The organism is Vibrio sp. 10N.222.46.A1, from assembly GCF_041473595.1.
Taxonomy (GTDB): Bacteria; Pseudomonadota; Gammaproteobacteria; order Enterobacterales; family Vibrionaceae; genus Vibrio; species Vibrio tasmaniensis_A.
This window is the reverse complement of record NZ_JBFRSN010001164.1, coordinates 1-4,851: the sequence shown is the minus strand read 5'-3', so window position 1 is coordinate 4,851 and position 4,851 is coordinate 1. Positions and strand designations below refer to the sequence as shown.

At 45.3% G+C, this 4,851-nt stretch carries 9 protein-coding genes; all 9 read left to right on the top strand.

Translation table 11 applies throughout. The features are described from left to right. The first annotated feature begins 509 nt into the window (after positions 1–509). Complete coding sequence (gene rpsJ, locus AB4496_RS24850) at positions 510–821, top strand: 30S ribosomal protein S10 (protein ID WP_004736761.1); 312 nt, start codon at positions 510–512, stop codon at positions 819–821. A 14-nt stretch (positions 822–835) separates the two neighbouring features. Beyond that, entirely contained in the window at positions 836–1,465 is a 630-nt protein-coding gene (rplC, locus tag AB4496_RS24845) for a 50S ribosomal protein L3 (RefSeq protein WP_004736763.1), read from the top strand. Between the two features lie 16 nt (positions 1,466–1,481). Then, entirely contained in the window at positions 1,482–2,084 is a 603-nt protein-coding gene (gene rplD, locus AB4496_RS24840; protein ID WP_004736764.1) for a 50S ribosomal protein L4, read from the top strand. Continuing rightward, the gene (gene rplW / locus AB4496_RS24835) at positions 2,081–2,383 is read left to right on the top strand and encodes a 50S ribosomal protein L23 (protein WP_004736765.1); all 303 of its coding nucleotides are present in this window, start codon (positions 2,081–2,083) and stop codon (positions 2,381–2,383) included. The genes rplD and rplW overlap by 4 nt, the downstream gene beginning before the upstream one ends. A gap of 14 nt (positions 2,384–2,397) precedes the next feature. After that, complete coding sequence (gene rplB, locus AB4496_RS24830) at positions 2,398–3,222, top strand: 50S ribosomal protein L2 (RefSeq protein WP_012604912.1); 825 nt, start codon at positions 2,398–2,400, stop codon at positions 3,220–3,222. Between the two features lie 19 nt (positions 3,223–3,241). After that, positions 3,242–3,520, top strand: a complete 279-nt coding sequence (rpsS, locus tag AB4496_RS24825) for a 30S ribosomal protein S19 (RefSeq protein ID WP_004736729.1) — start codon at positions 3,242–3,244, stop codon at positions 3,518–3,520. Positions 3,521–3,530: 10 nt separating this feature from the next. Further along, positions 3,531–3,863, top strand: a complete 333-nt coding sequence (gene rplV, locus AB4496_RS24820) for a 50S ribosomal protein L22 (RefSeq protein WP_004736732.1) — start codon at positions 3,531–3,533, stop codon at positions 3,861–3,863. Positions 3,864–3,881: 18 nt separating this feature from the next. Further along, on the top strand, positions 3,882–4,580 hold the full coding sequence (rpsC, locus tag AB4496_RS24815; RefSeq protein WP_004736734.1) for a 30S ribosomal protein S3: 699 nt from the start codon (positions 3,882–3,884) through the stop codon (positions 4,578–4,580). 11 nt (positions 4,581–4,591) lie between these two features. Beyond that, on the top strand, positions 4,592–4,851 hold a 260-nt coding region (gene rplP, locus AB4496_RS24810; protein WP_372070289.1), incomplete at its 3' end, for a 50S ribosomal protein L16.

Here is a 4,851-nt window from a genome sequence, read left to right as displayed (position 1 = left end):
TGTTGTAGCTAAAATCTTCGCTTAATAGCATTTAGATTTTTGCACACTCTTCATTAGAAGAACTGCATAAGAAAAGGGAAGCTTCGGCTTCCCTTTTATTTTTCCACTTTCCACCACTTTTTTTGCTTTCCCTTAGTATAATCCCCGTTCCTTGTCGTTCTACTTTTGTTACACAACTTTTCTTCGAATGCTCTGCACAAATATATTCCGATTATTTTTCCAACACCACTTGCATACTAAAACGTGATCTGTATAATGCATCGCACTGGCTAACGCCGGTTTGTGAACCAATGAGCACTGAGGAGTAGGTCTTACCTAGTAATGTATACTCAGCTTATGTTCGCGGTTAATAAAAATAGTAAACCTTGTGTTTACTTCAAAAGTTAACTGACAATGCGTCCTAATCTTGGATGCTACGGTTTCACATAAATCAATCGGCATTCTCTCGTTCTTTCGAGCTTGAGTGGCGATATTGTTTGTGTAATTTTTAATAATTGGAGCTCTGTCTCATGCAGAACCAACGTATTCGTATCCGCCTTAAAGCGTTTGATTACAAGCTAATCGATGCTTCAACTGCGGAAATCGTTGAAACAGCAAAACGTACTGGCGCACAGGTTCGTGGTCCTATTCCACTTCCTACTCGTAAAGAGCGTTTCACTGTTCTTACCTCTCCACACGTCAACAAAGATGCACGTGATCAGTACGAAATTCGTACTCACAAGCGTTTGATCGACATCGTTGAGCCAACAGATAAAACTGTTGATGCTCTAATGCGTCTTGATCTTGCAGCTGGCGTTGATGTTCAAATCAGCCTAGGTTAAGGGAGATAAGAATAATGATTGGTCTAGTCGGACGTAAAGTGGGTATGACCCGCGTATTTACTGAAGAAGGCGTTTCTATCCCAGTAACTGTTGTTGAGGTTGAAGCGAACCGTATTTCTCAAGTTAAAACTCTTGAGACAGACGGCTACGCAGCAATCCAAGTAACTACTGGTGCTAAGAAAGCTAACCGTGTAACTAAACCTGAAGCTGGTCACTTCGCGAAAGCGGGTGTTGAAGCAGGTCGCGGTCTTTGGGAATTCCGTTTAGAAAACGGCGAAGAGTTTGAAGTTGGCGCTGAGCTAAACGTAGAACTTTTCAACGAAATTAAAAAAGTAGACGTTACTGGTACATCTAAAGGTAAAGGCTTCCAAGGCGCTATCAAGCGTTGGAACTTCTCTACTCAAGATATGACTCACGGTAACTCTTTGTCTCACCGCGCACCGGGTTCAATTGGCCAATGTCAAACTCCAGGCCGCGTGTTTAAAGGCAAGAAAATGGCAGGTCACATGGGTGCTGAGCGTGTAACGACTCAAAACCTAGAGATCGTACGTGTTGACGCTGAGCGCAATCTACTCCTTATTAAAGGTGCAGTACCAGGCTCAACAGGCGGTAACGTGATCGTAAAACCTGCTGTTAAAGCATAACGTCTAGGAGTAAGTAATGGAATTGATGGTTAAAGGTGCTGATGCACTAACTGTTTCCGAGACTACTTTCGGACGTGACTTTAACGAAGCTCTAGTACACCAAGTAGTTGTTGCGTATGCAGCAGGTGCTCGTCAAGGTACTCGTGCTCAAAAGACTCGTTCTGAAGTATCAGGCGGCGGTGCTAAGCCATGGCGCCAAAAAGGTACTGGCCGTGCACGTGCTGGTACAATTCGTAGCCCAATCTGGCGTACAGGTGGTGTTACTTTTGCTGCGAAACCACAAGATCACAGCCAAAAAGTTAACAAGAAAATGTACCGCGGTGCTATGAAAAGCATTCTTTCTGAGTTGATTCGTCAAGAGCGTCTAATCGTTGTTGATAACTTCTCTGTAGAAGCACCAAAAACAAAAGAACTTGTAGCTAAGCTTAAAGAGCTTGAGCTAAATGACGTTCTGATTGTGACTGGCGAAGTAGATGAAAATCTATTCTTAGCTGCTCGTAACCTATACAAAGTAGATGCACGTGATGTTGCTGGTGTTGATCCAGTATCACTAATCGCTTTCGACAAGGTTCTGATGACTGCTGATGCAGTTAAGCAAGTTGAGGAGATGCTAGCATGATCACTGAAGAGCGTATCTTAAAAGTTCTACGTGCTCCGCACATCTCTGAAAAAGCAACTATGGCAGCTGAGAAAGCGAACACTATCGTTTTCAAAGTAGCTAAAGATGCAACTAAGAAAGAGATCAAAGCAGCTGTAGAAAAGCTATTTGAAGTTGAAGTTAAGTCTGTAAATACTCTTGTATTAAAGGGTAAGACCAAACGTCAAGGTATGCGTGAAGGCCGTCGTTCAGACGTTAAGAAAGCCTACGTTACTTTGAAAGAAGGTCAAGATCTTGACTTCGTTGGCGGCGCGGAATAACAGGAGTAGTAAAAATGGCTATTGTTAAATGTAAGCCGACTTCCCCTGGTCGTCGTCACGTCGTTAAAGTTGTTAACGCTGACCTGCACAAGGGTAAGCCATACGCACCACTTCTAGAGAAAAACTCTAAGAACGGTGGTCGTAACAACAACGGTCGTATTACAGTACGTCACATCGGTGGTGGTCATAAACACCATTACCGTCTGGTTGACTTCAAACGTACTAAAGATGGCATCCCAGCGAAAGTTGAGCGTCTAGAATACGATCCAAACCGTAGTGCTAACATCGCTCTAGTTCTGTACGCAGACGGTGAGCGTCGTTACATCATTGCACCTAAAGGTGTTAACGCAGGCGACCAGATTCAATCTGGCGTAGATGCTGCAATCAAAGCAGGTAACACTCTGCCGATGCGCAACATCCCAGTAGGTTCTACTGTACACTGTGTTGAACTTAAGCCTGGTAAAGGTGCTCAACTAGCTCGTTCGGCTGGTGCTTATGCTCAAATCATCGCTCGCGATGGTGCATACGTAACTATCCGTCTACGTTCTGGTGAAATGCGCAAAGTTCTTTCTGAAGGTCGTGCAACGATCGGTGAAGTTGGTAACTCTGAGCATATGCTACGTGAACTTGGTAAAGCTGGTGCTTCACGCTGGCGCGGCGTACGTCCAACCGTACGTGGTGTAGTAATGAACCCGGTGGATCACCCACATGGTGGTGGTGAAGGCCGCACATCTGGTGGTCGTCACCCAGTTTCTCCTTGGGGCGTTCCTACTAAGGGCTTCAAGACTCGTAAGAACAAGCGCACTGACAAGTACATCGTACGTCGTCGCACTAAATAATTTATAAAGAGGAATCGCCATGCCACGTTCTCTCAAGAAAGGTCCTTTTATTGACCTACACTTGCTGAAGAAGGTAGAGAAAGCGGTGGAAAGCGGAGACAAAAAGCCTATTAAGACTTGGTCCCGTCGCTCAATGATCATCCCAACAATGATTGGTTTGACCATCGCTGTCCATAATGGTCGTCAGCACGTTCCAGTTTTCGTTACCGAAGAAATGATCGGTCACAAACTGGGCGAATTTGCACCAACTCGTACTTATCGCGGTCATGCTGCAGATAAGAAAGCTAAGAAGAAATAAGGAGTAGATGATGGAAGCTTTAGCTAAACATAACTTTGCTCGTATTTCTCCACAGAAAGCTCGCTTAGTTGCAGACCAAATTCGCGGTAAGTCGGTAGACCAGGCTCTAGAAATTCTAACTTTCAGCAACAAAAAAGCTGCTGTACTAGTTAAGAAAGTTCTTGAGTCAGCTATCGCTAACGCGGAACATAACGAAGGTGCAGATATCGACGATCTAAATGTCGCTAAAATCTTCGTAGATGAGGGCCCTATCATGAAGCGTATTATGCCTCGTGCTAAAGGTCGTGCGGATCGTATCTTGAAGCGTTCAAGCCACATCACTATTGTTGTAGCAGATCGCTAAAGACTAGGAGAGTAAGCAATGGGTCAGAAAGTACATCCTAATGGTATTCGTCTTGGCATCGTTAAGCCTTGGAATGCTACATGGTTTGCTAATACCAACGAATTCGCTGACAACCTAGACGGCGACTTCAAGGTACGTCAGTTCCTTACCAAGGAACTACAAAAAGCATCATTATCTCGTATCGTTATCGAGCGTCCAGCGAAGAGCATCCGTGTGACTATTCACACAGCTCGTCCTGGCGTTGTTATCGGTAAGAAAGGTGAAGACGTAGAGAAGCTACGCGCAGCTGTAGCTAAAATCGCAGGTGTACCAGCGCAAATTAACATCGCTGAAGTACGTAAGCCTGAGCTAGATGGTCAGCTTGTAGCTGATAGCATCGCGTCTCAACTAGAGCGTCGTGTTATGTTCCGTCGTGCAATGAAGCGTGCGGTACAAAATGCTATGCGTCTAGGCGCTAAAGGCATCAAAGTACAAGTAGGCGGCCGTCTTGGCGGTGCTGAAATCGCACGTTCAGAGTGGTACCGTGAAGGCCGTGTGCCTCTACACACTCTACGTGCAGACATTGATTACGCAACTTCTTCGGCTCACACCCAATACGGTGTGATCGGCATTAAAGTTTGGATCTTCAAAGGTGAGATTCTAGGCGGTATGCCAGCTGCTAACGCAGTAGAGCCAAAAGGCGATAAGCCTAAGAAGCAGCGTAAAGGCCGTAAGTAAGGAGTCGAACGATGCTACAACCAAAACGTACTAAGTTCCGCAAGGTTATGACTGGTCGTAACCGTGGTCTAGCTAAAGGTACTGAAGTAAGCTTCGGCGAATTCGGTCTTAAAGCTGTTGGCCGTGGTCGTCTGACTGCACGTCAAATCGAAGCGGCACGTCGTGCTATGACACGTCACATTAAGCGTCAAGGTCAAATCTGGATCCGTGTTTTCCCAGACAAACCGATTACTGAAAAGCCTCTTGAAGTTCGTCAAGGTAAAGGTAAAGG